The following is a 26,606-nucleotide window of genomic DNA, read 5'->3' as shown; positions in this document are numbered from 1 at the left end:
GTTGGGTCAAACCAGCTGTTTACGCTGATTCGACGGCGGAATGGATAAAGACTCTCGGTACTTCGCAACGGTGCGGCGCGCCACCATGATACCCTGTTCCGACAGCAAAGATGTTAACTTGCTGTCGCTCAGCGGTTTCGCGGGGTTTTCGGCCGCAATCAGCTTTTTCACCAGCGCGCGGATAGCCGTGGAGGACGCTTCGCCACCGCCTTCGGTGTTCACATGGCTGGAGAAAAAATACTTCAGTTCAAAAATGCCGCGCGGACTGTGCAGGTATTTCTGCGTGGTCACACGGGAAATGGTTGATTCGTGCATTTCGACGGCCTGGGCGATATCCGCCAGCACCATCGGTTTCATAAATTCTTCGCCCTGCTCAAAGAAGGCCTGCTGTTGCTCGACGATACAGCGGCTGACGCGCAGGAGCGTATCGTTACGGCTCTCCAGGCTTTTAATCAGCCATTTCGCGTCCTGCAAATTGCTGCGAATGTACTGACTGTCGGCATCGTTACGCCCGCCGCTACACATTGCCGCATAGTGCTGATTGATCTGCAGCCGGGGGATGCTGTCGCCGTTCAGTTCGACCGTCCAGCGGCCATTGTGCTTACGCACCAGTACATCCGGAATGACGTATTCAGGTTCACTGGTCTGGATCGACTGGCCGGGCCTGGGATCGAGCGACTGGATAAAATTGACCGCCTCTTTCAGCACGTCTTCTTTCAGGCGCGTCACGCGCATCAGGGTGCGGAAGTCATGATTCGCCAGCAGATCAAGGTGATCGCTGACGATCAGCCGGGCTTCGTCGAGAAACGGGGTGGCCTTATCAAACTGGGACAGTTGGATCAGCAGACAGTCGCGCAGATCTTTCGCCGCCACGCCAACCGGATCAAAGCGCTGGATTCGTTTCAGGACCGCTTCGACCTCATCAATGTCCACCTCCTCGTCGCCCATGCTGTCGAGAATGTCTTCCAGAGAGACGGTGAGATACCCGGTGTCATCCACGGCATCAACGATGGAAGTGGCTATCGCGCGGTCTGTATCGGAGAAGGGCGTCAGCTCCACCTGCCACATCAGGTAATCCTGAAGGGACTGGGTGGTCTCGCCCTGATAAACGGGAAGCTCGTCGTCGATGTAATCTCCGCTGGTGCCGGATGGCGTACCGGCGGTATAGATCTCATCCCAACTGGCGTCGAGCGGCAGCTCTTCCGGCATCTCTTTTTGTTCGAGCGCGTCGGCGGCGTCCAGCGTTTCGCTGTCCTGAGTTTCGCGGGTTTCCACTTCATCATGAACGTCGGTTTGCTCAAGCAGCGGATTGCTTTCCAGCGCCTGTTGCAGCTCCTGCTGAAGTTCCAGCGTGGACAGCTGCAGCAGACGGATAGCCTGCTGAAGTTGCGGCGTCATCGCCAATTGTTGGCTGAGCCTGAGTTGCAAACCTTGCTTCATGTTCAGAGTCGTTTTCCCCCGCTATAACGTCGCGAACTTCTACCCTATCAGAGTCTGAAGTCTTCCCCAAGGTATACGCGCTTAACGTGTTCATCCTGGAGAATTTCCGTTGGCGTGCCGTGGGCGATCAGATGTCCCTGGCTGACGATATAGGCGCGTTCACATACTGCCAGCGTTTCACGGACGTTATGGTCGGTGATCAGAACGCCCAGGCCGCTGTCGCGCAGGTGCTCAATGATACGTTTGATGTCGATGACGGAGATCGGGTCAACGCCCGCAAACGGTTCATCAAGCAGGATAAATTTCGGGTTTGCGGCCAGCGCGCGGGCGATCTCGACACGGCGGCGTTCGCCCCCGGAAAGCGACTGTCCCATGCTGTCGCGCAGGTGCTCAATGTGAAATTCTTCCATCAGCTCGTTGGCGCGATCTTCGCGTTGCTCGCTGGTAAGATCGTCGCGAATTTGCAGTACCGCCATCAGGTTATCGAACACGCTCAGGCGGCGGAAGATCGATGCTTCCTGCGGCAGATAGCCAATACCGCGGCGCGCGCGGGCGTGCAGCGGCAGCAAACTGATGTCTTCATCATCAATGATGATGTTACCGGCGTCGCGCGGCACAATGCCGACCACCATATAGAACGTGGTGGTTTTACCCGCGCCGTTAGGCCCGAGCAGACCGACAATTTCGCCTGAGTTAACGGTCAGACTGACATCTTCCACGACGCGGCGGCCTTTGTAGGCCTTCGCCAGATTCTTTGCAGTTAATGTTGCCATAACGAATTAGTTACTCTTTTTCTGAGCCGGAGCCTGGTCTTTATTTTTGTCCTGTAGCTGGGACGGTACCAGAACGGTGGTCACGCGCTTGCCTTTCTCGCTGAACGCCTGCATTTTTTGCTCTTTCACCAGATAGGTAATCTTGTCGCCGGTGATGTTGCTGTCGAGCTGTTCCAGGTAAGCATTGCCGGTAAGCACGACGAAGTCTTTCGCCAGCTCGTAGTGCATCTTCGAGGCGTGGCCTTTGACCGGCTTCCCGTTGTCCTGCATTTGATAGAAGGTGGCCGGGTTGCCGAAGCCGTCAATGACCTCTTTGCCTTCTTCGCCGCCCGGGCGGGTCACGACAACTTTATCGGCGTTGATTTTAATGGTGCCCTGGGTCACGACGACATTGCCGGTGAAGGTGACGACGTTACCTTGCATATCCAGAGACTGCTGGTCCGACTCGATATGGATCGGCTGCTCGGTATCGCCGGTGACGGCGAACGCTGGAATGCTGGCGGCCAGAAGGGCGCTGGCAAGCACAAGATTAAGGCTGAGTTTGTTTGTTTTGAATTTCATAGGAGGTTCTAACCTTTTCAATCAGCTCGGCGTTCTTGCTGCGTAAGTTGCCGCGCATTTTCAGTCCGCTGGAGTTAAATGTTGTTCCGTATAACGTGACAAGATCCTCAGACGTGACATCCTGCGTCACGAGGTTGATCTGCGCGTTATCGGTGGTAATTTTGCGAAGTTGAGCGTCAGGCACCAGCGCGTTGACTTCAACGTGACCATACAGATACAGCATCCGATCGTCGGTCAGCTTGGCTTTATCCGCCTTGATTGACCACGTAGGGACCTTGTCCTTATCAAAGGTGGTTAATACCGGTTGAGTAAACCACGAAATGGCTTCATCCGAGAAATACTCAACGTTCTGCGCAATTAAACGATAGCTCAGCGCGCCTTCCGGGCTGTACACGACGGTATCGGTATGCTCGCTCTTATAAGTGGGATCGCTCGTGTTCACCACCACCTGCGCGGTATCGTCTTTATCGGCCAGATTAATACCAATCAGCACCAGCACGGCCAACGACAGTAGAATGATAACCCAACGTCTGGCTTTACTCATATCGATTGCCCTTTGGCCTCATCAAGCTTACCCTGCGCCAGCAGGAGTAAATCGCACACTTCCCGTACCGCACCGCGTCCGCCAGCGATTTTCGTGACGTAATCCGCGCGCGGAATCAGTAACGGATGCGCATCCGCGACCGCGACGCTCAGGCCGATTTTTTCCATCACTGGCCAGTCGATCAGATCATCGCCGACGTACGCCACGTTTTCCGGAGCAATCGCCAGCTTATCCAGCAGATCGTGAAACGCCAGCAGCTTGTCAGACTGGCCCTGATACAGATGGGTGATCCCCAGGGTGGCGCAGCGATCTTCTACCAGTTTAGCCTTTCGCCCGGTAATAATGGCAACGTCGATATCAGACGTCAGCGCACAGCGGATGCCGTAACCGTCGCGTACGTTAAAGGCTTTTAGCTCTTCACCGTTGTTACCCATGTAAATCAGCCCATCCGACAGCACGCCGTCGACGTCAAGAATCAGCAGCCGAATGTTCTCTGCTTTGGCGATGACTTCAGCGCTAACGGGGCCATAACAGGTCGCAAGCGACGCACCTGCTTTACTCATTTCTTTTATCCTTGAATTGCTACACAACGCCTGCACGCAGGAGATCATGCATATGTAACACACCGAGTAACTGGTCGCCATCGGCAACCATTACTGAGGTGATATGGCGGGACTGCATTAAGTTCAGCGCATCGACCGCCAGAATCCCGGGACGCACGCGGATACCGCCCGGCGTCATCACGTCGGCGATACCTAACTGGCGTACGTCAACGCCCATATCAAAGACGCGACGTAAATCGCCGTCGGTGAAGATACCGTCGATCTTCATCGCATCGTCGCAAATCACGGTCATACCGAGATTTTTACGGGTGATTTCCAGCAACGCCTCGCGCAGGCTGGCGTCTTTGCGTACATAGGGGATTTCATCCCCGGTATGCATAATATCGTTAACGCGCAGTAAAAGTTTACGCCCCAGCGCGCCGCCCGGATGAGACAACGCGAAATCCTCGGCGGTAAACCCGCGCGCTTTCAACAATGCCACCGCCAGCGCATCGCCCATGACTAATGTGGCTGTGGTGCTGCTGGTCGGCGCCAGCCCCAACGGGCAGGCCTCTTTCGGTACTTTAACACACAGATGCACATCCGCGGCACGCGCCATGCTGCTTTCTGGCCGGCCAGTGATACAGATAAGCTGCACCTGGAGGCGTTTGAGTACGGGAATTAACGCGGCAATCTCGCTGGATTCGCCGGAGTTGGAGATGGCAATCACCACATCCTGCGAGGTTACCATGCCGAGATCGCCATGGGCGGCTTCACCCGGATGCACAAAAAAGGAGGACGTGCCGGTGCTGGCGAACGTCGCGGCCATTTTGCGTCCGATATGCCCCGATTTACCCATGCCCATGACTACCACTTTGCCAGTGCAGTTGAACATCTTCTCACAGGCGAGGGTGAAGTCCTGATTGATGTACTGATCAAGCTCCGCCAGGCCTTCACGTTCAATCGCCAGGACCTCTTTACCGGCCTGCTGAAAGTCAAAACCCGGTTGTAACGCTAAGTGCGACATAATCTGTTTCCAGTTATCCAACAAGGAGCGGCGACAGCCAATACAGCATCGCCAGCCATATGATAAAACCGCCGGTCAGCAGTACGCCCGCGCCGCGACCGGACTGGCGGGGGCGCCGCCAGCAGAGTAATGCAAAGATGACGCTTACCAGTAGCATCACGCTGTAATCGCGGCTAAACGCCAGCGGGTTGACCTCGCCGGGCGTCAGCAGCGCGGGCAGGCCAAGGACCAGAGCGAGATTAAAAATGTTCGCCCCAATAATATTGCCTACCGCGATATCGTTCTCACCTTTACGCACGCCGGCGATCGCGGTCGCCAACTCCGGCAGGCTGGTGCCGATAGCGATAACCGTCAGGCCGATGGTCAGTTCGCTCATCGCAAAGTAATTGGCAATAACGGTGGCGTTATCAACCACCATGCGGGTGGCCATCGGCATTATGATAAGCGCGATGCCCAGCCATAAAAACGCCACCGGCAGCCCGCCTTCGCGCGGTAGCTCCGCCAGTTGTTCGCGGGTGAGGCTGTCATTGCCCTGGCGTTCGGCCAGACGGGCGATTTTAACAATGAACAGCAGCCATAACACCGCTAACAACAGCAAAAATATGCCATCGCTACGGCTTAGCTGGCCGTCGTAAAGTACGGAACCGGCCACTACGCTGACCAGCAACATTAACGGTAATTCGCGACGCAGAATATCGGAATGCACGGTAAAGGGGTGGATCAGCGCGGCAAGCCCCAGAATCAACAGGATATTGGTGATATTGGATCCGATCGCGGTGCCAACGGCGAGATCCAGCTGCCCGTGCAGGGAGGCGGCGAGCGAAACGATGATCTCTGGTAACGACGTGCCGATACTGACCACCGTCATGCCGATGATCAGCGGCGGGACCCCCAACGTTCGGCATAAAATAGACGCGGCGAACACCAGACGGTCGGCGCCGTAGACGACCAGAAGTAAACCAATAATTAACAGCGCCGTTGCTAAAAGCATCTAAAGTCCTTTCTTCAGGTATACTCGCCGGTCACCGGGATCCTCTGGAAACCGTAACGAAGTCTTAATTTTGACTTTATGCAGCTAAAAAGTAAAACAAATGCCAGCTTTAGCTAACCAGGGCAGGTAATATTCTGTAAATATGTTGGGTTCATGGCGCCATTCAACGCCATGCTTTGATCAACACGTAATACAAAGGATGAATGAATGGGTGAGTCTGCGGCGAATTTAGTCGATATGCGCGACGTCAGCTTTACGCGTGGCGACCGCTGCATTTTCGATAATATCTCCCTGACGGTGCCGCGTGGAAAGATCACCGCGATCATGGGACCATCGGGCATCGGTAAAACGACGCTCCTGCGCCTGATCGGCGGTCAAATTTCCCCAGACAAGGGCGAGATCCTGTTTGATGGCGAGAATATTCCCGCCATGTCGCGTTCGCGGCTCTACACGGTGCGTAAACGGATGAGTATGCTGTTTCAGTCGGGCGCGCTCTTTACCGACATGAACGTTTTCGATAACGTCGCCTATCCGCTGCGCGAACATACCACGCTGCCCGCGCCGTTACTGAAAAGTACAGTCATGATGAAGCTCGAAGCGGTCGGTCTGCGCGGGGCGGCCAGACTGATGCCGTCCGAACTCTCCGGCGGGATGGCCCGGCGCGCCGCGCTGGCGCGCGCTATCGCGCTGGAACCGGACCTTATCATGTTCGATGAACCGTTCGTGGGGCAGGACCCCATCACGATGGGCGTACTGGTTAAATTGATCTCTGAATTAAACAGCGCGCTGGGCGTCACCTGCGTGGTGGTTTCTCACGATGTGCCTGAAGTCCTGAGCATTGCCGATCACGCCTGGATCATGGCGGACAAGAAAATTGTCGCCCACGGTAGCGCGCAAGGACTGCAGGAGAACGCCGATCCGCGCGTCCGTCAATTCCTGGACGGTATTGCCGACGGGCCGGTCCCGTTCCGCTATCCGGCGGGCGATTATCATTCTGATCTACTCGGAACAGGGAGTTAAGCCACACATGCTGTTAAATGCACTGGCGACGCTGGGACACAAAGGTATTAAAACCGTCAGCTCGTTTGGGCGCGCCGGGTTAATGTTATTCAATGCGCTGGTCGGCAAACCGGAATTTCGTAAACATGCGCCGCTGTTGGTGCGCCAACTCTATAATGTCGGCGTCCTGTCGATGCTTATCATTCTGGTGTCGGGCGTGTTTATCGGCATGGTGCTGGGGCTACAGGGGTATCTGGTGCTCACCACCTACAGCGCGGAAACCAGCCTTGGCATGCTGGTGGCGCTGTCGCTGCTGCGTGAGCTTGGCCCGGTTGTCGCGGCGCTGCTGTTTGCCGGACGCGCGGGTTCCGCGTTAACCGCGGAAATCGGTCTGATGCGCGCCACCGAGCAGCTGTCCAGTATGGAAATGATGGCCGTTGATCCGCTACGCCGGGTGATTTCGCCGCGCTTCTGGGCTGGCGTGATTTCGCTGCCGCTGCTAACCATTCTGTTTGTCGCGGTCGGTATCTGGGGCGGCTCCCTGGTCGGCGTAAGCTGGAAAGGGATCGACCCGGGATTCTTCTGGTCGGCGATGCAAAACGCCGTCGACTGGCGTCTCGACCTGGTGAACTGTTTGATTAAAAGCGTGGTGTTCGCCATCACCGTAACATGGATTGCATTATTCAATGGATATGATGCGATCCCGACCTCGGCAGGGATCAGCCGGGCTACCACACGCACCGTTGTGCACTCGTCGCTGGCCGTTCTGGGCCTGGATTTTGTGCTGACCGCTTTGATGTTTGGGAATTGAGTTCATGCAAACGAAAAAAAATGAAATTTGGGTGGGGATTTTCTTATTAGCGGCGCTGCTGGCGGCGCTGTTTGTCTGCCTGAAAGCGGCAAACGTAACGTCGATGCGCACAGAGCCGACCTACACGATTTATGCGACCTTCGATAATATCGGCGGCCTGAAAGTGCGCTCGCCGGTGCGCATTGGCGGGGTGGTCGTGGGACGCGTCGCGGATATTTCGTTAGATCCGAAAACTTATTTACCGCGCGTCACGCTGGATATCGAAGAACGTTATAACCACATTCCTGACACCAGCTCGTTGAGCATCCGGACCTCCGGTTTGCTGGGCGAACAATATCTGGCGCTGAACGTCGGTTTTGAGGACCCGGAGCTGGGAACGTCTATCCTCAAAGATGGCGGCACGATTCAGGACACTAAATCCGCGATGGTGCTGGAAGATATGATTGGTCAGTTCCTTTACAACAGTAAGGGGGATGACAATAAGAATTCTGGCGATGCGCCAGCGCCGGCCGAAGGCAATAATGACGCTAACGGGCCTGCGGGCACAACGAATTAATCTCAGGAGATTCGACATATGTTTAAACGATTGATGATGGTGGCTCTGCTGGTGATTGCACCACTGACCGCCGCCACTGCAGCCGATCAAACTAACCCGTACAAGCTGATGAACGAAGCGGCGCAAAAAACGTTCGACAGACTGAAAAATGAACAGCCGAAAATCCGTTCGAATCCGGACTACCTGCGCGACGTCGTCGATCAGGAACTGCTGCCGTATGTGCAGGTGAAATATGCGGGCGCGCTGGTGCTGGGCCGTTACTACAAAGAAGCGACCCCCGCGCAGCGCGAAGCCTATTTCGCCGCGTTCCGTGAATACCTGAAGCAGGCTTACGGACAGGCGCTGGCGATGTACCACGGTCAGACTTACCAGATTGCGCCTGAACAACCGCTGGGCGATGCGACGATCGTGCCGATCCGCGTCACCATTATCGATCCTAACGGTCGTCCGCCGGTGCGCCTCGACTTTCAGTGGCGTAAAAACACCCAGACGGGCAACTGGCAGGCCTATGACATGATCGCCGAAGGCGTCAGCATGATCACCACTAAACAAAATGAGTGGAGCGACCTGCTGCGAACCAAAGGGATTGACGGCCTGACCGCGCAACTGAAATCTATCGCACAGCAGAAAATCACGCTGGATGAGAAGAAGTAATGACGCAGTCACTCAGTTGGACGCGTAAAGGCGATACGCTGGCGCTGATGGGAGAGCTTGATCAGGACGTGGTAAATCCGCTATGGGATGCGCGCGTTGAGGCAATGCAAGGCGTCACCTGTATCGACCTGAGCCAGATTTCCCGCGTCGATACCGGTGGGCTGGCGCTGCTGCTCCATCTTATCGATCAGGCAAAAAAGCAGGGCACCCGTGTTTCGTTGCAGGGGGTGAACGATAAAGTTTACACCCTGGCGCAGCTGTATAATCTGCCTGAGGACGTTCTTCCTCGCCTGTAATTTGCGCCGGGTAGCTTACTGGCTATCCGGCCTTTTCCTGTCGTTCTGATCACCGCGTTAGCGTCACCATCAGGCAACTTTACGTTGATCGCCCTTTTGCTTATTTATGACAGCGCAACTTTGCTCTAAGATGTTGGGCTGTTTTCACTATCTGACGAATATAGAGCCCATGGAAAATAATGAAATCCAGAGCGTGCTGATGAACGCACTCTCCCTCCAGGAAGTCCACGTCTCCGGCGATGGCAGTCACTTTCAGGTTATTGCCGTGGGTGAGATGTTTGACGGTATGAGCCGGGTGAAGAAACAGCAGACCATCTATGCCCCGCTGATGGAGTATATTGCGGACAACCGCATTCATGCTCTGTCCATCAAAGCGTATACCCCCGCAGAGTGGGCGCGCGATCGCAAACTTAACGGTTTTTGAGCTACGGGAGAAATACCGGTAGCGACGATGAATTTTAACTGAGAACAACATCATGGATAAATTTCGTGTACAGGGGCCAACGAAGCTCCAGGGCGAAGTCACCATTTCAGGTGCAAAAAACGCCGCACTGCCGATCCTCTTTGCGGCGCTGCTGGCGGAAGAACCGGTCGAGATCCAGAACGTCCCGAAACTGAAAGATGTGGATACGTCCATGAAGCTGCTGAGCCAGCTTGGCGCCAAAGTGACGCGTAACGGCTCTGTGCACATTGATGCGCGCGACGTCAACGTATTCTGCGCGCCGTATGATTTGGTGAAAACCATGCGCGCGTCGATCTGGGCGCTGGGTCCGCTGGTCGCCCGTTTTGGTCAGGGCCAGGTTTCACTGCCGGGCGGCTGTACTATCGGCGCACGTCCGGTTGACCTGCATATCACCGGTCTTGAGCAACTGGGTGCGACCATTAAGCTGGAAGAAGGTTATGTGAAGGCCTCTGTCGACGGACGACTGAAAGGCGCGCATATCGTGATGGATAAAGTCAGCGTTGGCGCGACGGTCACCATCATGTGCGCAGCGACCCTTGCGGAAGGCACCACCATTATTGAAAACGCCGCGCGTGAGCCGGAAATTGTCGATACGGCGAATTTCCTGGTGACGCTGGGGGCGAAGATCTCCGGTCAGGGGACCGATCGGATTACGATCGAAGGCGTTGAACGTCTGGGCGGCGGCGTGTACCGCGTACTGCCGGACCGTATCGAAACCGGCACCTTCCTGGTCGCGGCGGCTATCTCTCGCGGTAAGATCATCTGCCGTAACGCGCAGCCGGATACGCTGGACGCCGTGTTGGCGAAGCTGCGCGACGCCGGTGCGGAAATCGAAGTGGGCGAAGACTGGATCAGCCTCGACATGCATGGCAAACGCCCGAAAGCGGTAAATGTGCGTACAGCGCCGCATCCGGCGTTCCCGACCGATATGCAGGCGCAGTTTACGCTGCTGAACCTGGTGGCGGAAGGCACGGGCTTCATTACTGAAACCGTGTTTGAAAACCGTTTTATGCATGTGCCGGAGCTGAGTCGCATGGGCGCGCATGCGGAAATCGAAAGCAATACCGTGATTTGCCACGGCGTCGATAAACTTTCCGGCGCCCAGGTGATGGCAACCGACCTGCGTGCTTCTGCAAGCCTCGTGCTGGCAGGATGTATTGCAGAAGGAACCACAGTGGTTGATCGTATTTATCATATCGATCGCGGTTACGAGCGCATTGAAGATAAACTGCGTGCGCTGGGCGCGAACATCGAGCGCGTAAAAGGCGAGTAATTCGGACGCATTCGTCACGAATAAACAGGTAGCCCCATCGCGAAAGGGGCTACCGTTCTGCCGCCTCACTCGGTGCCTGGCTTCTCCCGACGCGACGCTCTCATCAGGCGCGTTCTGTCGATGAATTCATGCGTTTTGGCGTCGTGATAGCGCGACGGCCAGATCACCCACGGTTCCGTTCCCAACGCTTTGGCAATAATCAGTTCGCCTTTCGGCCACGGTCGGGTTAAGGCATTGGCCAGCGTCGAAGAACTTAATCCGTTTCTGCGCGATTCTGCCGCCATTGATGTCCCTCTTTTGCGTAATCCCGCGATGATATCAGCGGGATGCCAGTCGATCAGTTTGCTCTCCATTTTTCCCTCGCTCCTTAACTTGTTCATGGGAATTCTGAACAATAAACCTGAGAAACACACTATACGCCGCAAGAACAAATGTTCTAAAAAGTTCATGTAAAGAGAGCGAATATTCAGAATATGCCAGGAGTTATTACAACTATTGCAAGGGGTTTATGGATGAGCAAAATAATTAAAGAAATTTACTGGAATTTATATGAATCCATCCCGTGCGATACGGGATGGAGAGGATGTGTTTAACGGTCGCGCTGGACGGCGATATGCGCGAGGCCAATCAGCGCATCGCGCCACGGCGTGTCCGGTAGGATCTGCAGGGCGGCGATGGCCTTATCCGCTTCTTCTTCCGCGCGCTGGCGTGTCCATTCCAGCGAGCCGCAGGCGTTCATCGCATCCAGAACCGGTTCCAGAAGATGTCGGCCGTTTCCTTGTTCAATGGCGGTGCGAATCATTTGCGCTTGTTCAGGCGTACCGTGACGCATCGCATGCAGCAGGGGAAGGGTTGGCTTGCCTTCGTTCAGATCATCACCCACGTTTTTACCAAGTTGCTCGCCGTCGGCGCTGTAATCCAGCAAATCGTCAATCAACTGGAAAGCGGTGCCGAGGTAACGGCCATAGTCCTGCAACCCTTTTTCCTGCGCGCCAGTACAGCCCGCAAGGATACCGGAACATTGCGCCGCCGCTTCAAACAGGCGCGCGGTCTTGCTGTAGATGACGCGCATGTAGTTTTCTTCGGTGATGTCCGGGTCGTTAACGTTCATCAACTGCAGCACTTCGCCTTCTGCGATGACGTTAACGGCTTCGGACATCACTTCCAGTACCTTCAGCGAGCCAAGGCTGGTCATCATCTGAAACGCGCGGGTATAGATAAAGTCGCCGACCAGAACGCTGGCGGCGTTACCAAACGCGGCGTTGGCGGTGGCTTTGCCACGACGCATGTCGGATTCGTCCACCACATCGTCGTGAAGCAGGGTGGCGGTGTGGATAAACTCGATCAGCGCCGCGATAGTGACATGGGCATTTCCCTGATAACCCACGGCGCGCGCCGCGAGTACCGCAATCATCGGACGGATACGTTTTCCGCCGCCGCTCACAATGTAATAGCCCAACTGGTTGATCAACTGGACGTCGGAATTAAGCTGTTCAAGGATTGTCGCATTGACACCCGCCATATCTTGCGCGGTTAACTCGTTGATTTTTTCTAAATTCATCGCAAAAGCCGGGCTTTTCGCCCTGTTTACCTGACGGTACATCAAGGTAACTTAGGGTTTAGGGTTAGAAATAAATGCTGATTGTACTGAAAAAACGCCGCAGATAAACGTTACCATACACGTTGTGTTTTTTTTCTTCATGTATTGACTGTAGCACTTGTCAAAGGCTCACGTTTTGCGTAATATTCGCGCCCTATTGTGAATATTTATAGCGCACTCTGAATCATTCAAAAGGTGTGCGCGGAAGCGGAGTTTTTTATGTACGCGGTTTTCCAAAGTGGTGGTAAACAACACCGAGTAAGCGAAGGTCAGACCGTTCGCCTGGAAAAGCTGGACATCGCAACTGGCGAAACTGTTGAGTTCGCTGAAGTTCTGATGATCGCAAACGGTGAAGAAGTCAAAATCGGCGTTCCTTTCGTTGATGGCGGCGTAATCAAAGCTGAAGTTGTTGCTCATGGTCGTGGCGAGAAAGTTAAAATCGTTAAGTTTCGTCGTCGTAAACACTATCGTAAGCAGCAGGGCCATCGTCAGTGGTTCACTGATGTGAAAATTACTGGCATCAGCGCCTAAGACCTGAGGAGAGATTTAAATGGCACATAAAAAGGCTGGCGGCTCCACTCGTAACGGTCGCGATTCAGAAGCTAAACGCCTGGGCGTTAAGCGTTTCGGTGGCGAAACCGTTCTGGCGGGTAGCATCATCGTTCGTCAACGTGGTACCAAATTCCACGCTGGTGCTAACGTAGGTTGCGGTCGTGACCACACTCTGTTTGCTAAAGCAGACGGTAAAGTGAAATTTGAAGTTAAAGGCCCGAACAACCGTAAATACATCAGCATCGTTGCTGAGTAAGTTTTTCGTGGTCCGGTAACGGATTAAAGCCCCGCACCTGTTGCGGGGCTTTTTACATTCGACGACCGGTAAATATGCTCGTGAAACCGTTCCTTTTCGGCTCACGAGCCCTTGCAGGGAAACGGGCATGAAGCAGCAGGCTGGCATTGGCATTCTTTTGGCGCTCACCACCGCGATGTGTTGGGGGGCTTTGCCAATTGCGATGAAGCAGGTGCTGGAGGTGATGGAACCTCCTACCGTCGTGTTTTACCGTTTTTTAATGGCCAGCGTTGGTCTGGGGGCGATCCTGGCGGTGAAGCGCAAGCTGCCGCCGCTGCGAATTTTCCGTAAGCCGCGCTGGTTGGTGCTGTTGGCGATTGCCACCGGCGGGCTTTTTGGTAATTTCATTCTGTTCAGCTCTTCCCTGCAATATCTTAGCCCGACAGCCTCGCAGGTTATTGGGCAACTGTCGCCGGTTGGTATGATGGTTGCCAGCGTATTTATTCTCAAAGAGAAAATGCGCGGCACGCAGATCATCGGCGCAATGATGCTGCTGAGTGGGCTGGTGATGTTCTTCAACACCAGCCTGGTCGAAATCTTTACCAAACTGACCGATTACACCTGGGGCGTCATTTTTGGCGTTGGCGCGGCGATGGTCTGGGTGAGTTATGGCGTTGCGCAAAAAGTATTATTGCGGCGTCTGGCGTCACCGCAGATCCTGTTTTTACTGTACACTTTATGTACGATAGCGCTATTGCCGCTGGCGAAGCCAGGGGTGATCGCGCAGCTCAGCGACTGGCAGCTTGCCTGTTTGATTTTCTGCGGGCTGAATACGCTGGTAGGATATGGCGCCCTGGCGGAAGCGATGGCGCGCTGGCAAGCGGCGCAGGTGAGCGCGTTAATCACGCTTACCCCGCTGTTTACCTTGTTATTTTCAGATCTTTTATCTGTGGCCTGGCCCGATTTCTTCGCCAGACCGATGTTAAACCTTTTAGGTTATCTCGGTGCGTTTGTCGTGGTTGCGGGCGCGATGTACTCCGCCATTGGTCATCGAATTTGGGGCGGATTACGCAAGCATGAACCGGTGGTATCGCAACCCCGCTCAGGCGAATGATTTACGGAGAGTAAAATGAAGTTTGTTGATGAAGCAACGATTCTGGTCGTTGCAGGCGATGGTGGTAACGGTTGTGTCAGCTTCCGTCGCGAAAAATACATCCCGAAAGGCGGCCCGGACGGCGGCGATGGCGGTGACGGCGGTGACGTCTGGCTGGAAGCGGACGAAAACCTTAACACCTTGATCGACTACCGTTTTGAGAAATCCTTCCGCGCGGAGCGTGGTCAGAATGGCGCCAGCCGTGACTGCACCGGTAAACGCGGTAAAGATGTCACCATTAAAGTGCCGGTCGGCACACGCGTGATCGATCAGGGCACTGGCGAAACCATGGGCGATATGACCAAACACGGTCAGCGTCTGATGGTGGCGAAAGGCGGCTGGCACGGTCTGGGGAATACCCGTTTTAAATCTTCCGTAAACCGTACCCCGCGTCAGAAGACCATGGGGACGCCGGGTGATAAGCGCGATCTGTTACTGGAGCTGATGCTGCTGGCTGACGTCGGTATGCTCGGTATGCCAAACGCCGGTAAATCGACCTTTATCCGCGCAGTATCGGCGGCGAAACCAAAAGTGGCGGATTACCCGTTTACCACGCTGGTGCCGAGCCTTGGCGTGGTGCGTATGGATAATGAGAAGAGCTTTGTGGTCGCGGACATCCCGGGGCTGATTGAAGGCGCTTCTGAAGGCGCAGGGTTGGGGATTCGCTTCCTGAAGCACCTTGAGCGCTGCCGTGTTCTGCTGCATCTCATCGACATCGATCCGATCGACGGTTCCGATCCGGTGGAAAACGCCCGTATCATCATCGGCGAACTGGAGAAGTACAGCCAGGATCTGGCGTCCAAGCCGCGCTGGTTAGTGTTCAACAAGATCGATCTGCTGGATAAAGCCGAAGCGGAAGAGAAAGCGAAAGCGATCGCCGACGCGTTGGGCTGGGAAGGTAAATATTATCTCATCTCTGCCGCCAGCCAACTGGGCGTGAAAGATCTCTGTTGGGATGTGATGACCTTTATCATCGAGAATCCAATCGTTCAGGCTGAAGAAGCGAAGCAGCCGGAAAAAGTCGAATTCATGTGGGATGACTACCACCGCCAGCAGCTCGCGGAAGTCGAAGACGAAGCGGAAGATGACTGGGATGACGACTGGGACGAAGACGACGAAGAAGGCGTTGAGTTCATTTATAAGCGTTAACCTGTGTAATGCGAAGCGCCGGATGGCGCTTCGCTTCTCCGGCATTACCGCCCGCCTAGTTGTTCTGATAAATATCCTTGTACAACCGGCTTTCGAAACGCACCAGCGGAATTCGGCGGTTACGCTGCTCGGCTGGCGCAACCGCATAGCCTGACAGATACTGTACGAATGCCATACGCTGCCCGCTTGCGGTAGTGATGAACCCAGCCAGGTTATAAACGCCCTGAAGCGAACCGGTTTTCGCCGACACCTTACCATCCACTCCCGCCTGATGCAGACCCGCCCGGTATTGCAGAGAGCCGTCATAGCCCGCCAGCGGAAGCATAGAGATGAAGTTCAGCTCGTTGTCGTGCTGTGCGATATATTGCAGCACCTGCATCATGGTCGCAGGGGCTATCAGGTTGTGGCGAGAAAGACCGGAACCATCGGCGATAATGGTATTGCCAATATCTACGCCCGCCTGCTGACGAAGGATCTGGCGTACCGCATCGGATCCGGCGCGCCAGGTGCCCGGCACGTTGAAACGGGCATGGCCAATCATGCGAAAGACGGTATCGGCAATCATGTTGTCCGACTTTTTCAGCATAATCTTAAGCAGATCGTGCAACGGGGCGGACTGTTTGCTGGCAACAATGGTTCCCGGTTCATTGACCTGCGTCTGGCGTAATAACGTTCCGCCATAACTGATACCGGCTTGTTTTAACTCGGCTTTTAAAATTGCCCCGGCATAGCTGGCGCCATCCTGAATGGCGAAGGCTAATGGCAGCGGTTCGGCACGCTGCGGCAGGCAGCCGGTTAATGTGAAGCGGTTTAAATCTCCAGGCACCACGTCCAGCTCACAGTATTGCGCCTCAGCGGAGCCGCGAGCGAGCGTACGCACCTGGCTAAAGAAGGTGACAGGATAGTAAGACGCCACGCGAATATACGCCAAATCGTTGGGTTTCTGGGCGCTATAAAGCGAAATGGAGAAGCAGTTTCGGTCCACAATCGCAGCCGCAGGCGGGGCGCTAAAGCATTGAGTCATGTCATTCCACGGCCATCCCGGCGCTTTGTCATGACTGGCAAAAATCGAGGTATCAATGAGGATATTTCCGGTAATCTGCGTGACACCTGATTTTTTCAGGTTTGCGACCATATTCCGAATATCCTGACGTTTTAACGTCGGATCGGCGCCGAATCGCGCCACTAAGTCTCCCTTCAAAACGCCGCTATCGACCTGGCCTTTGGTCTCCAGCGTTGTCGTAAAACGGAAGTCCGGGCCAAGCTGTATCAGCGCCGCCAGCGCGGTGATGACTTTCTGCGTGCTGGCAGGTAGGGCCATTTGCTGACTATGATAATCAATCGCGGGGGCCGGCGCGCCAACCTTCTGCACCATGAGGGCAAGATTGGCTCCGGCAGGAAGCTGGTTGATGTACTCATCAACGTTCGCGGCCTGGACGCTGAACGCTATACTGGTGGTCAATCCGATGATAAATCTGGAAAATCGCATAATCTCGCGCTAACAACCTGGAAACAAGCCGTCATACTACGGCGCAATGCCCTGGAAAGTAAACGATGACCCATAGGGAACTCCAGGGTAAAATGAGTATCAAATTGAGAATTGTAGCTGACCTGGGTTTTTGCCCGGGTCGGTATTTTTTTGCTTCTGGCTCGGGTATGACGCCATACCGGGGCAGGCTTAACAGCCGGGGTGGACCATTGCCCCCTACAGGAATGTTTAAGAGGTATAACAAATGCAAGCTATTCCGATGACCTTACGCGGCGCAGAAAAACTGCGCGAAGAGCTGGATTTTCTGAAATCTGTGCGCCGCCCTGAAATTATCGCCGCTATCGCTGAAGCGCGTGAACACGGCGATCTCAAAGAGAATGCGGAATATCACGCCGCGCGTGAGCAGCAAGGGTTTTGCGAAGGCCGCATCAAAGATATCGAAGCGAAACTGTCGAATGCGCAGGTGATCGACGTTACAAAAATGCCTAACAACGGTCGCGTGGTTTTCGGTGCGACGGTCACCGTGCTGAATCTTGATAACGATGAAGAGCAGACCTGGCGCATCGTGGGCGATGATGAGGCCGACTTTAAACAAAACCTGATTTCGGTGAATTCGCCGATTGCCCGCGGTCTGATTGGCAAAGAGCAGGATGACGTTGTGGTCATCAAAACGCCGGGCGGCGAAGTGGAGTATGAGATCACCAGGGTCGAATACCTGTAAGAATTTCCCAATACTCAAGATGTTGATGTATTGTAAAGAAAGGAAAAAGGCCGCATAGCGGCCTTTTATCAACGAACAGAGCGTGGCATTTTGCTCTCCTGCCAGCGGAAAATCCCTCGTTTTACACAGAATTTGTGTTCAACGTCAGGATATTCTTAGCGCGGCAGCGAGATTTTACGTTCTTTACTTGGGCGATAAAGCACCAGCATTTTACCGATGACCTGTACGTTACAGGCGCCGGTTTCGCGCACGATAGCGTCCACGATCAAGGTTTTGGTTTCGCGATCTTCTGATGCGATTTTCACCTTGATAAGTTCATGGTGCTCTAACGCTTGTTCAATCTCGGCCAGTACCCCTTCGGTCAAACCATTATTGCCAAGCATAACGACCGGCTTGAGCGGATGTGCCAGACCTTTCAGGTGCTGTTTTTGTTTAGTACTCAGATTCATCGTATATTTTTGCTTACGTTGGGATTGAAAACGGGTCATTCTACCGCCATCTCCCATATATCACCAAATAGTGCGTTGAAATTTACACCGCATGGCAACGATGTTCTGCCCGGATGGGAAAGTTAAATGACAGGTAAAAAGCGTTCTGCCAGCTCGAGTCGCTGGCTTCAGGAACACTTTAGCGATAAATATGTTCAAGAGGCACAGAAAAAGGGGTTACGTTCCCGTGCCTGGTTTAAACTTGATGAAATACAGCAAAGTGACAAACTCTTTAAGCCGGGAATGACGGTTGTCGATCTCGGTGCCGCGCCAGGAGGCTGGTCACAGTATGTGGTCTCGCAAATTGGCGGCAAAGGCCGCATCATCGCTTGCGATCTTTTACCTATGGATCCTATTGTTGGTGTGGACTTTCTTCAGGGCGACTTTCGTGATGAACTAGTGATGAAAGCGCTGCTGGAACGCGTGGGTGACAGTAAAGTACAAGTTGTCATGTCAGATATGGCACCAAACATGAGCGGAACACCGGCGGTGGACATCCCCCGCGCCATGTACCTGGTGGAACTGGCGTTAGAAATGTGTCGTGATGTGCTAGCGCCGGGTGGAAGTTTTGTAGTGAAGGTGTTCCAGGGCGAAGGTTTCGATGAGTACCTAAGGGAAATTCGCTCCCTGTTTACGAAGGTGAAAGTTCGTAAGCCGGACTCTTCTCGCGCACGTTCGCGTGAAGTGTATATTGTAGCGACCGGGCGTAAACCATAACTGGTCGATTTCAGACGAAAGTTTGAAAGACGCTGGATATAGAGTATCCTGACGCTGTTTTTAACACAGTTGTAATAAGAGGTTAATCCCTTGAGTGACATGGCGAAAAACCTAATACTCTGGCTGGTCATTGCCGTTGTGCTGATGTCAGTATTCCAGAGCTTTGGGCCCAGCGAGTCTAATGGCCGTAAGGTGGATTACTCTACCTTCCTGCAAGAGGTCAACAACGACCAGGTTCGTGAAGCACGTATTAACGGACGTGAGATCAACGTTACCAAGAAAGATAGTAACCGTTACACGACCTACATTCCGGTTAACGATCCGAAGCTGCTTGATAACCTGCTGACGAAAAACGTCAAGGTTGTGGGTGAACCACCGGAAGAGCCGAGCCTGCTGGCTTCCATCTTTATTTCCTGGTTCCCGATGCTGCTGTTGATCGGTGTCTGGATCTTCTTCATGCGTCAGATGCAGGGCGGCGGTGGCAAAGGCGCCATGTCGTTTGGTAAGAGCAAAGCGCGCATGCTGACGGAAGATCAGATCAAAACCACCTTTGCCGACGTAGCAGGTTGTGACGAAGCGAAAGAAGAAGTCGGTGAACTGGTTGAATACCTGCGCGAGCCGAGCCGTTTCCAGAAACTGGGCGGTAAAATCCCGAAAGGCGTTCTGATGGTGGGGCCGCCGGGTACCGGTAAAACCCTGCTGGCGAAAGCCATCGCCGGTGAAGCGAAGGTACCGTTCTTTACCATTTCCGGTTCTGACTTCGTGGAAATGTTTGTTGGTGTCGGTGCGTCTCGCGTACGTGACATGTTCGAACAGGCCAAGAAGGCAGCGCCGTGCATTATCTTCATCGATGAAATCGACGCCGTAGGCCGCCAGCGTGGCGCAGGCCTGGGTGGCGGTCACGATGAACGTGAACAGACGCTGAACCAGATGCTGGTTGAGATGGACGGCTTCGAAGGTAACGAAGGTATTATTGTTATCGCGGCGACAAACCGTCCGGACGTTCTTGACCCGGCGCTGCTGCGTCCAGGCCGTTTTGACCGTCAGGTCGTGGTGGGGCTGCCGGATGTGCGCGGTCGTGAACAGATCCTGAAAGTCCATATGCGTCGCGTGCCGTTGGCGCCGGATATCGATGCGGCCATCATTGCCCGCGGTACGCCTGGCTTCTCCGGTGCGGACCTGGCGAACCTGGTGAACGAAGCGGCCCTGTTTGCTGCGCGTGGCAACAAGCGCGTGGTCTCCATGGTTGAATTCGAAAAAGCGAAAGACAAAATCATGATGGGTGCGGAACGTCGCTCCATGGTGATGACGGAAGCGCAGAAAGAATCGACCGCTTACCACGAAGCTGGCCATGCGATCATTGGTCGTCTGGTGCCGGAACACGATCCGGTGCATAAAGTGACGATTATTCCGCGCGGTCGTGCTCTGGGTGTGACCTTCTTCCTGCCTGAGGGCGACGCGATTAGCGCCAGCCGCCAGAAACTGGAAAGCCAGATTTCGACGCTTTACGGTGGTCGTCTGGCAGAAGAGATCATCTACGGTGTGGAACACGTTTCTACCGGCGCGTCAAACGACATCAAAGTGGCGACCAACCTGGCGCGTAACATGGTGACCCAATGGGGCTTCTCGGAAAAACTCGGTCCGTTGCTGTATGCGGAAGAAGAGGGTGAAGTGTTCCTTGGTCGAAGCGTCGCGAAAGCCAAACACATGTCCGATGAAACCGCGCGTATCATCGACCAGGAAGTGAAAGCGCTGATTGAACGTAACTACAATCGTGCGCGTCAGCTTCTGAACGATAACATGGACATCCTGCACGCAATGAAAGATGCGCTCATGAAATACGAGACCATCGATGCGCCGCAGATTGATGACCTGATGGCACGCCGTGACGTTCGCCCGCCAGCTGGCTGGGAAGAACCCGGCTCTAACAATTCTGACAACAATGGCACCCCGCGTGCGCCGCGTCCGGTTGATGAACCCCGTACGCCGAACCCGGGCAATACCATGTCAGAGCAGTTAGGCGACAAATAAGTCATACCATTGTTGATGACTGCGCGTTAATGAAAACCCTGGGGCTTGCTCCGGGGTTTTTTATGATTTCATACCAGGGATAACATTATGCAACTCTTCGCCCAGGGCACTTCACTTGATCTTAGCCATCCGCATGTGATGGGCATTCTCAATGTCACCCCAGACTCCTTCTCTGACGGTGGAACGCATAACACGCTGATCGAGGCCGTGAAGCATGCGAATCTGATGATTAACGCCGGTGCCACCATCATTGATGTTGGTGGCGAATCAACGCGTCCTGGCGCGGCTGATGTCAGCGTGGAAGAGGAATTGCAGCGGGTGATTCCGGTTGTTGAGGCGATTGCGCAGCGTTTTGAAGTCTGGATTTCAGTGGATACATCAAAGCCGGAGGTGATCCGCGAATCAGCCAGAGTGGGCGCTCACATCATTAACGACATCCGCTCGCTTTCTGAACCCGGCGCGCTGGAAGCCGCAGCGGAAACCGGTTTGCCCGTTTGCTTAATGCACATGCAGGGGCAACCGAAAACCATGCAGCAGGCGCCGAAATATGACGACGTATTCGCTGAAGTTAATCGCTACTTTATTGAGCAGATAGCACGTTGTGAAAGGGCGGGTATCGCAAAAGAGAAATTGTTACTCGACCCGGGATTCGGTTTCGGTAAAAATCTCTCCCACAACTATACATTACTGGCGCGTTTATCTGAGTTTCATCATTTTAATCTGCCGCTGTTGGTGGGAATGTCGCGCAAATCGATGGTGGGCCAGTTGCTCAACGTCGGACCTTCAGAGCGACTGAGCGGCAGCCTGGCCTGCGCGGTAATTGCGGCCATGCAGGGAGCGCAGATCATTCGTGTCCATGACGTCAAAGAAACCGTAGAAGCGATGCGTGTGGTCGAAGCCACATTGTCCGCAAAGGAAAACAAACGCTATGAGTAACCGTAAATATTTTGGTACCGATGGAATCCGTGGTCGCGTTGGCGATGCCCCGATCACCCCTGATTTCGTGCTTAAACTGGGATGGGCGGCCGGTAAAGTGCTCGCGCGCCACGGCTCCCGTAAAATCATCATCGGTAAAGACACGCGTATTTCCGGTTACATGCTGGAGTCGGCCCTGGAAGCGGGACTGGCGGCGGCGGGCTTATCCGCCTCATTTACCGGCCCGATGCCGACACCCGCCGTGGCATACCTGACGCGCACTTTCCGCGCAGAGGCTGGCATTGTGATATCAGCGTCGCACAATCCGTTCTATGACAACGGTATTAAGTTCTTTTCTATTGATGGCACCAAACTGCCGGATGCGGTGGAAGAAGCCATTGAAGCAGAAATGGAAAAAGAGATCACCTGCGTGGACTCTGCTGAACTGGGTAAAGCCAGCCGTATTGTGGACGCCGCAGGACGCTATATTGAGTTCTGCAAAGGCACATTTCCGAATGAACTGAGCCTGAATGAGTTAAAAATTGTTGTCGATTGCGCGAACGGCGCGACCTACCACATCGCGCCCAACGTGTTGCGCGAGCTGGGCGCGAAGGTCATTGCGATTGGCTGTGAACCGAACGGCGTCAATATTAACGAAGAAGTGGGCGCGACGGATGTGCGTGCTCTGCAGGCGCGCGTTGTCGCGGAAAAAGCCGACCTGGGGATTGCTCTGGACGGTGACGGTGACCGCGTGATCATGGTTGACCATGAAGGCAACAAAGTCGATGGCGATCAGATCATGTATATCATCGCCCGTGAAGCGTTGCGTCAGGGACAATTACGCGGCGGCGCCGTCGGTACGCTGATGAGCAACATGGGGCTGGAGCTGGCGCTCAAACAACTGGGCATTCCGTTCACCCGTGCCAAAGTAGGCGACCGCTACGTGCTGGAAAAAATGCAGGAAAAAGGCTGGCGTATCGGTGCGGAAAACTCCGGGCACGTCATTCTGTTGGATAAGACCACCACGGGCGACGGCATTGTGGCGGGACTGCAGGTATTAGCGGCAATGGTGCGTAACCATATGAGTCTTCACGATCTCTGCAGCGGCATGAAAATGTTCCCGCAGATTCTGGTTAACGTGCGCTATACCGCCGGCAGCGGCGATCCGCTGGAAAACGAAACCGTGAAGGCGATCACGGCGGATGTGGAAGCGGCGTTGGGCAACCGCGGTCGCGTGCTGTTACGTAAGTCAGGCACCGAGCCGTTAATCCGCGTGATGGTGGAAGGCGAGGACGAAGCCCAGGTCACTGAATTCGCTCACCGTATCGCAGAGGCTGTAAAGGCGGTGTAAAGGTCCTTTTTACTGCATAAAAAGGCGGCAAATGCCGCCTGTTGCAGGTAGAAATGGCATGCTTTTGCTGTTTTTTTCCGCAGTTGATACAATGGCCTAAAATTGCCCTTGCGAAGGACATTCGCTTTGGTTAGTATTCACACCCGCTTCAGTGGGAAACAGTAGCTTATCCCACTTTATTGGTTTGAAGCATTGGTATGCGGCAACTCCGCAAGGAACAGGTTGATTATGTACGAAGCTCTTTTGGTAGTTTTCCTTATTGTGGCAATTGGCCTTGTCGGTCTGATCATGCTGCAGCAAGGTAAAGGCGCTGATATGGGAGCCTCCTTCGGAGCAGGCGCTTCCGCTACGCTGTTTGGTTCAAGTGGTTCTGGTAACTTCATGACCCGAATGACGGCAGTGCTGGCGACGTTGTTCTTCATCATCAGTCTGGTGCTGGGCAATATCAACAGCAATAAAACCAATAAAGGAAGTGAGTGGGAAAATCTGAGCGCGCCGGCGAAAACCGAGCAAACTCAGCCTGCGGCTCCGGCTAAGCCGACCAGCGATATCCCACAATAAGATTTTCGTGCCGAGGTGGTGGAATTGGTAGACACGCTACCTTGAGGTGGTAGTGCCCAATAGGGCTTACGGGTTCAAGTCCCGTCCTCGGTACCAATATTCCGAAAGAAAGACGCTGAAAAGCGTCTTTTTTTTCGTCTTTTATTTATGACCCTTGCCGTCTGTGGTCATTTGCCTGCCGAATAGTGGTTGCGCCGATATTCAACATTATTCACGAAGCCTGATGGCGCCACGCTTATCCGGTATACAGGGTGACGCCACGTATAAAAAAGGCCGCAAACGCGGCCTGGTGAAAAGCATCTATTCCGATCACTTCGCTTTATTTTCCAGATTCTCTACCTGCGGCAGACCGGTCGCGGAAGAGGCGGTGAGCAAGCCAGACTGCGCATAGCCAAACAGCTTCTCCCGGGTGTCGGTGATATCCAGATTACGCATAGTTAACTGACCGATACGATCGTCCGGTGAGAATACAGAGTCACCTTTTTCCATCGTCAGGCGTTCCGGTTTGTAGGTCAGATTCTCTGAAACGGTATTGAGGATGGAATAATCATTACCGCGGCGCAGTTCCAGCGTGACTTCACCGGTGATCTGGCTGGCGACCCAGCGTTGCAGACCGTCACGCAGCATCAGTGCCTGAGAGTCAAACCAGCGGCCCTGATACAGCAGGCGGCCCAGCTGACGTCCGTGCGCATGATATTGCTCAATAGTGTCTTCATTATGAATGCCAGTCAGCAAACGTTCGTAGGCGATATGCAGCAGCGCCATCCCCGGGGCTTCATAAATACCGCGACTTTTCGCTTCAATGATACGGTTTTCAATCTGATCGCTCATGCCCAGACCATGACGGCCGCCGATACGGTTCGCTTCCAGCATCATCTCCACATCGTCGCTAAACGTTTTGCCGTTCAGCGCCACCGGATGCCCCTGTTCGAAACGTACGGTGACTTCTTCCGCCGGGATTTTCACGTTTTCGTCCCAGAACTTCACGCCCATGATCGGATTAACGATCTTCACGCTGGAGTTCAGAAACTCGAGGTCTTTGGCTTCGTGCGTCGCGCCGAGCATATTGGAGTCCGTGGAATACGCCTTTTCGACAGACATTTTGTAGTCGAAGCCGCAGGCGATCATAAATTCAGACATCTCGTGACGACCACCCAGCTCATCAATAAAGTCGGTGTCCAGCCACGGTTTGTAAATCTGTAGCTCAGCGTTGGTCAGCAGACCGTAGCGGTAGAAACGCTCAATATCGTTTCCTTTATAGGTGCTGCCGTCACCCCAGATATTCACACCGTCTTCTTTCATCGCGGCAACCAGCATGGTGCCGGTTACTGCGCGGCCCAGTGGCGTGGTATTAAAATAGGTCAGGCCGCCAGTGGTGTTATGAAATGCGCCACACTGAATCGCGGCGATACCTTCGGCAACCAGCTGTTTACGGCAGTCAATCAGGCGAGCGTTCTCTGCACCGTATTCCATTGCGCGACGAGGAATCGCATCGTAATCGTCCTCATCTGGCTGACCCAGATTCGCAGTATATGCATATGGGACAGCCCCTTTTTGTCGCATCCACAGCAGTGCTGCGCTGGTGTCCAGTCCGCCGGAAAAAGCGATACCAATACGTTGACCTGCCGGAAGATGCTTGAGAATCGTCGTCATAAAATAAAACCCTGCTTGATAGACTGATGGTGAGATCGGCTTTCTGCTCTTTTTGCATTTTTATGCAAAATAAATGAGTTTTCATTTAAACATCTTTTTCGCAAGACAGGAAGTGTTTCATGCGTTTTTCCACCATTCGCGCCGATGGCGTGTCGCGAGAGGATGCTGTTAACAAGGTTGACACAATGGGGGAGTAATCAATATAATAGCCGCAGATTTTACGTCCCGTCCTCGGTACCAAATCCCAGCAGTATTTGCATCTTTTACCCAAAACGAGTAAAATTTGCCACGTTTCAGGCGCGGGGTGGAGCAGCCTGGTAGCTCGTCGGGCTCATAACCCGAAGGTCGTCGGTTCAAATCCGGCCCCCGCAACCACTTTCCCTTAGAGTTCTTTTTCAAATATACTGTGAAGACTTAGGCCTTCGTAGCTGGATTTGAAAAAAATTCTTTCGGAAGGTTCTCCAGACCGCAGTTGCGGTTATAGGGTTCAGTTATCTAAAGCCCCGATTTATCGGGGTTTTTTGTTATCTGACTACAGAATAACTGGGCTTTAGGCCCTTTTTTTATGTCTTGGGGGTGGGCTTGTCCACATTAGAGCAAAAATTAACAGAGATGATTACAGCGCCAGTTGAAGCCTTAGGTTACGAGCTGGTCGGCATCGAATTTATTCGCGGTCGCACATCCACACTGCGCATCTATATTGATAGTGAAGATGGCATCAATGTTGATGATTGTGCTGATGTGAGCCATCAGGTGAGCGCTGTACTGGACGTAGAAGATCCGATCACGGTGGCGTATAACCTGGAAGTCTCCTCACCGGGGCTCGACCGTCCGATGTTCACTGCTGAACACTACGCGCGTTTCCTGGGTGAAGACGTTTCGCTGGTACTCCGCATGGCGGTACAGAACCGCCGTAAATGGCAGGGCGTGATTAAAGCGGTGGATGGTGAAATGATTACCGTCACAGTCGAAGGAAAAGATGAAGTGTTCGCGCTGAGTAATATCCAGAAGGCGAACCTGGTTCCCCACTTTTAACAGTCTGGATTGAGGTGAAAAGCCCG

Annotated in this window: 30 protein-coding genes and 2 tRNA genes; 20 read left to right on the top strand and 12 right to left on the bottom strand. The window is 54.0% G+C overall.

The genetic code is table 11. From position 1 onward, the window contains the following. Positions 1-6 precede the first annotated feature (6 nt). Genes rpoN through OOJ60_RS08390 form a run of 7 tightly spaced genes read right to left on the bottom strand, consistent with a single transcriptional unit; the run spans position 7 to position 5,878 of the window. Positions 7-1,440, bottom strand: coding sequence for an RNA polymerase factor sigma-54 (gene rpoN / locus OOJ60_RS08420; protein WP_042291899.1), 1,434 nt, complete (start codon positions 1,438-1,440; stop codon positions 7-9). 47 nt (positions 1,441-1,487) lie between these two features. Beyond that, positions 1,488-2,213: an LPS export ABC transporter ATP-binding protein gene (lptB, locus tag OOJ60_RS08415; RefSeq protein ID WP_003025073.1), complete on the bottom strand. Its 726-nt coding sequence runs from the start codon at positions 2,211-2,213 to the stop codon at positions 1,488-1,490. 6 nt (positions 2,214-2,219) lie between these two features. Further along, a complete protein-coding gene (gene lptA, locus OOJ60_RS08410) occupies positions 2,220-2,774 on the bottom strand; it encodes a lipopolysaccharide ABC transporter substrate-binding protein LptA (RefSeq protein ID WP_042291895.1) in 555 nt (184 codons plus the stop codon). Next, positions 2,743-3,318, bottom strand: a complete 576-nt coding sequence (gene lptC, locus OOJ60_RS08405; protein WP_042291892.1) for an LPS export ABC transporter periplasmic protein LptC — start codon at positions 3,316-3,318, stop codon at positions 2,743-2,745. The genes lptA and lptC overlap by 32 nt, the downstream gene beginning before the upstream one ends. Continuing rightward, entirely contained in the window at positions 3,315-3,881 is a 567-nt protein-coding gene (gene kdsC, locus OOJ60_RS08400; protein ID WP_042291889.1) for a 3-deoxy-manno-octulosonate-8-phosphatase KdsC, read from the bottom strand. Before kdsC ends, lptC begins: the two co-directional genes overlap by 4 nt. 19 nt (positions 3,882-3,900) lie before the next feature. Continuing rightward, complete coding sequence (kdsD, locus tag OOJ60_RS08395) at positions 3,901-4,887, bottom strand: arabinose-5-phosphate isomerase KdsD (RefSeq protein ID WP_205612385.1); 987 nt, start codon at positions 4,885-4,887, stop codon at positions 3,901-3,903. A gap of 13 nt (positions 4,888-4,900) precedes the next feature. Further along, positions 4,901-5,878 carry a calcium/sodium antiporter gene (locus tag OOJ60_RS08390; protein WP_042291885.1) on the bottom strand — a complete coding sequence of 326 codons (978 nt, stop codon included), beginning with the start codon at positions 5,876-5,878 and terminating at the stop codon, positions 4,901-4,903. Between the two features lie 207 nt (positions 5,879-6,085). Between OOJ60_RS08390 and mlaF the strand changes: the two genes are divergently transcribed. The 7 genes from mlaF (at position 6,086) to murA (ending at position 10,930) form a co-directional block, all read left to right on the top strand. Beyond that, positions 6,086-6,898 (top strand): phospholipid ABC transporter ATP-binding protein MlaF, encoded by an 813-nt coding sequence (mlaF, locus tag OOJ60_RS08385; protein WP_042291883.1) that lies wholly within the window; start codon positions 6,086-6,088, stop codon positions 6,896-6,898. Positions 6,899-6,905: 7 nt separating this feature from the next. Next, on the top strand, positions 6,906-7,688 hold the full coding sequence (gene mlaE / locus OOJ60_RS08380; RefSeq protein WP_042291881.1) for a lipid asymmetry maintenance ABC transporter permease subunit MlaE: 783 nt from the start codon (positions 6,906-6,908) through the stop codon (positions 7,686-7,688). Positions 7,689-7,692: 4 nt separating this feature from the next. After that, positions 7,693-8,244 carry an outer membrane lipid asymmetry maintenance protein MlaD gene (gene mlaD, locus OOJ60_RS08375; RefSeq protein WP_042292053.1) on the top strand — a complete coding sequence of 184 codons (552 nt, stop codon included), beginning with the start codon at positions 7,693-7,695 and terminating at the stop codon, positions 8,242-8,244. A gap of 18 nt (positions 8,245-8,262) precedes the next feature. Further along, complete coding sequence (gene mlaC / locus OOJ60_RS08370; protein WP_042291878.1) at positions 8,263-8,898, top strand: phospholipid-binding protein MlaC; 636 nt, start codon at positions 8,263-8,265, stop codon at positions 8,896-8,898. Beyond that, positions 8,898-9,194: a lipid asymmetry maintenance protein MlaB gene (mlaB, locus tag OOJ60_RS08365; RefSeq protein WP_042291875.1), complete on the top strand. Its 297-nt coding sequence runs from the start codon at positions 8,898-8,900 to the stop codon at positions 9,192-9,194. The genes mlaC and mlaB overlap by 1 nt, the downstream gene beginning before the upstream one ends. A 169-nt stretch (positions 9,195-9,363) precedes the next feature. Continuing rightward, a complete protein-coding gene (ibaG, locus tag OOJ60_RS08360) occupies positions 9,364-9,618 on the top strand; it encodes a BolA family iron metabolism protein IbaG (protein ID WP_042291873.1) in 255 nt (84 codons plus the stop codon). A gap of 52 nt (positions 9,619-9,670) precedes the next feature. After that, entirely contained in the window at positions 9,671-10,930 is a 1,260-nt protein-coding gene (gene murA / locus OOJ60_RS08355; protein ID WP_205612384.1) for a UDP-N-acetylglucosamine 1-carboxyvinyltransferase, read from the top strand. A 65-nt stretch (positions 10,931-10,995) separates the two neighbouring features. Here murA and sfsB read toward each other — a convergent pair whose 3' ends face one another. Both sfsB and ispB read right to left on the bottom strand, forming a co-directional pair. Further along, positions 10,996-11,283, bottom strand: a complete 288-nt coding sequence (gene sfsB / locus OOJ60_RS08350) for a DNA-binding transcriptional regulator SfsB (protein WP_042291869.1) — start codon at positions 11,281-11,283, stop codon at positions 10,996-10,998. Between the two features lie 236 nt (positions 11,284-11,519). After that, positions 11,520-12,491 carry an octaprenyl diphosphate synthase gene (ispB, locus tag OOJ60_RS08345; protein WP_042292051.1) on the bottom strand — a complete coding sequence of 324 codons (972 nt, stop codon included), beginning with the start codon at positions 12,489-12,491 and terminating at the stop codon, positions 11,520-11,522. A gap of 258 nt (positions 12,492-12,749) precedes the next feature. On the opposite strand from ispB, the gene rplU reads away from it, so the two are divergent. The 4 genes from rplU to cgtA all read left to right on the top strand — a co-directional run bounded on the left by rplU (position 12,750) and on the right by cgtA (position 15,619). After that, positions 12,750-13,061, top strand: a complete 312-nt coding sequence (gene rplU, locus OOJ60_RS08340) for a 50S ribosomal protein L21 (RefSeq protein ID WP_000271401.1) — start codon at positions 12,750-12,752, stop codon at positions 13,059-13,061. Positions 13,062-13,080: 19 nt separating this feature from the next. Further along, positions 13,081-13,338 (top strand): 50S ribosomal protein L27, encoded by a 258-nt coding sequence (rpmA, locus tag OOJ60_RS08335; RefSeq protein ID WP_042291867.1) that lies wholly within the window; start codon positions 13,081-13,083, stop codon positions 13,336-13,338. A 127-nt stretch (positions 13,339-13,465) separates the two neighbouring features. Further along, entirely contained in the window at positions 13,466-14,431 is a 966-nt protein-coding gene (locus OOJ60_RS08330) for a DMT family transporter (protein ID WP_060571061.1), read from the top strand. A 15-nt stretch (positions 14,432-14,446) separates the two neighbouring features. Beyond that, positions 14,447-15,619 (top strand): Obg family GTPase CgtA, encoded by a 1,173-nt coding sequence (cgtA, locus tag OOJ60_RS08325; RefSeq protein WP_042291862.1) that lies wholly within the window; start codon positions 14,447-14,449, stop codon positions 15,617-15,619. Between the two features lie 55 nt (positions 15,620-15,674). On the opposite strand, the gene dacB is transcribed toward cgtA, so the two are convergent. Then, positions 15,675-17,108 (bottom strand): serine-type D-Ala-D-Ala carboxypeptidase, encoded by a 1,434-nt coding sequence (gene dacB / locus OOJ60_RS08320; protein WP_205612383.1) that lies wholly within the window; start codon positions 17,106-17,108, stop codon positions 15,675-15,677. A gap of 244 nt (positions 17,109-17,352) precedes the next feature. Here dacB and greA point away from each other — a divergent pair, with 244 nt between their 5' ends. Further along, positions 17,353-17,829, top strand: a complete 477-nt coding sequence (gene greA, locus OOJ60_RS08315) for a transcription elongation factor GreA (RefSeq protein WP_042291859.1) — start codon at positions 17,353-17,355, stop codon at positions 17,827-17,829. A 155-nt stretch (positions 17,830-17,984) separates the two neighbouring features. Here greA and yhbY read toward each other — a convergent pair whose 3' ends face one another. Further along, entirely contained in the window at positions 17,985-18,278 is a 294-nt protein-coding gene (gene yhbY, locus OOJ60_RS08310; RefSeq protein ID WP_042292049.1) for a ribosome assembly RNA-binding protein YhbY, read from the bottom strand. Positions 18,279-18,404: 126 nt separating this feature from the next. On the opposite strand from yhbY, the gene rlmE reads away from it, so the two are divergent. The 6 genes from rlmE (at position 18,405) to OOJ60_RS08280 (ending at position 23,988) form a co-directional block, all read left to right on the top strand. Then, complete coding sequence (gene rlmE, locus OOJ60_RS08305; protein WP_042291855.1) at positions 18,405-19,034, top strand: 23S rRNA (uridine(2552)-2'-O)-methyltransferase RlmE; 630 nt, start codon at positions 18,405-18,407, stop codon at positions 19,032-19,034. A 99-nt stretch (positions 19,035-19,133) separates the two neighbouring features. Beyond that, a complete protein-coding gene (ftsH, locus tag OOJ60_RS08300; RefSeq protein WP_042291851.1) occupies positions 19,134-21,065 on the top strand; it encodes an ATP-dependent zinc metalloprotease FtsH in 1,932 nt (643 codons plus the stop codon). Positions 21,066-21,152: 87 nt separating this feature from the next. After that, positions 21,153-22,001 (top strand): dihydropteroate synthase, encoded by an 849-nt coding sequence (folP, locus tag OOJ60_RS08295; RefSeq protein WP_060571064.1) that lies wholly within the window; start codon positions 21,153-21,155, stop codon positions 21,999-22,001. Beyond that, a complete protein-coding gene (gene glmM, locus OOJ60_RS08290) occupies positions 21,994-23,331 on the top strand; it encodes a phosphoglucosamine mutase (RefSeq protein WP_042291845.1) in 1,338 nt (445 codons plus the stop codon). Before folP ends, glmM begins: the two co-directional genes overlap by 8 nt. Before the next feature lie 228 nt (positions 23,332-23,559). Next, positions 23,560-23,892 carry a preprotein translocase subunit SecG gene (secG, locus tag OOJ60_RS08285; protein ID WP_042291843.1) on the top strand — a complete coding sequence of 111 codons (333 nt, stop codon included), beginning with the start codon at positions 23,560-23,562 and terminating at the stop codon, positions 23,890-23,892. Positions 23,893-23,901: 9 nt separating this feature from the next. Further along, positions 23,902-23,988 (top strand) — tRNA-Leu (locus OOJ60_RS08280). Positions 23,989-24,201: 213 nt separating this feature from the next. On the opposite strand, the gene argG is transcribed toward OOJ60_RS08280, so the two are convergent. After that, positions 24,202-25,545 (bottom strand): argininosuccinate synthase, encoded by a 1,344-nt coding sequence (gene argG, locus OOJ60_RS08275; protein WP_042291839.1) that lies wholly within the window; start codon positions 25,543-25,545, stop codon positions 24,202-24,204. Positions 25,546-25,843: 298 nt separating this feature from the next. Between argG and OOJ60_RS08270 the strand changes: the two genes are divergently transcribed. Further along, positions 25,844-25,920 (top strand) — tRNA-Met (locus tag OOJ60_RS08270). Between the two features lie 207 nt (positions 25,921-26,127). Further along, the gene (rimP, locus tag OOJ60_RS08265) at positions 26,128-26,580 is read left to right on the top strand and encodes a ribosome maturation factor RimP (protein ID WP_042292047.1); all 453 of its coding nucleotides are present in this window, start codon (positions 26,128-26,130) and stop codon (positions 26,578-26,580) included. Positions 26,581-26,606 lie beyond the last annotated feature (26 nt).

Source organism: Citrobacter sp. R4 (assembly GCF_026719175.1).
GTDB classification, from domain to species: domain Bacteria; phylum Pseudomonadota; class Gammaproteobacteria; order Enterobacterales; family Enterobacteriaceae; genus Citrobacter_A; species Citrobacter_A sedlakii.
This window is presented reverse-complemented; position numbering and strand designations above follow the sequence as displayed.